General features: G+C 47.5%; 1 pseudogene. It reads left to right on the top strand.

Annotation, left to right across the window (positions count from 1 at the left end):
* Nucleotides 1-56 precede the first annotated feature (56 nt).
* A pseudogene (locus HMPREF2572_RS06865) lies at nucleotides 57-690 on the top strand (hypothetical protein); the annotation flags it as partial.

Raw genomic sequence — 690 nt, 5'->3', positions numbered from 1 at the left:
TCGTCTGAATCAAACTATACTTTCAGACGACCCCTATTCAATCACGGAGCTTATCCATGATCATCCGCATAACTGCCCTATCCCTCATACTCGCAGCCACAGCCTGCACGCCCACCGCGTCCCCATCGGCAGAAACTTCGCCAACGGTCACCAAATCCACCATCGATACTGCCTATTGGACAGAACAGCCTTATTGCAGCGGCCGCTATCAATTGCGCCTGCCGTCCAAACGCCGTCATGGCAGTACGCACATGACTTACAACGGCTGGAGTGTGATGATTATGTTTAATGATTGGGATAGAAACGTAAGCACCATCAATGAGAATAAACAATATGGGAGAGATGGAACCGATATTGTCGTCGATACCCGCACCCTGATTCCGGATCGGGCAATGATGCAGGTAACACGCAGGGATTTTGAATGGGAGCATATTATCAGGGATCGTGGTATGCCCTACGAAGCTGATTTATATTTCAAGCTGGATAATAACGATGCCTATATCGTACGAAGTTATTTCCGTATCCCTTCTGATCATGGCAAAGCCCCTGCCAACTGGAAAGCCCAAGAGAAAGAAGCGATCAATACCATAGAGAAAAAATTCCGCCAAGAAATCCTCAGCGGTTTGAAAACCAGGCAGGAATTTGAAGTGCCAAATAAACACGGCATTTGCCTGATAGGCGGTTTTATCG

Source organism: Neisseria sp. HMSC064E01 (assembly GCF_001808875.1).
Classification (GTDB): domain Bacteria; phylum Pseudomonadota; class Gammaproteobacteria; order Burkholderiales; family Neisseriaceae; genus Neisseria; species Neisseria sicca_A.
The sequence above is the reverse complement of the archived record's forward strand: the minus strand, read 5'-3'. Positions and strand labels throughout refer to the sequence as shown.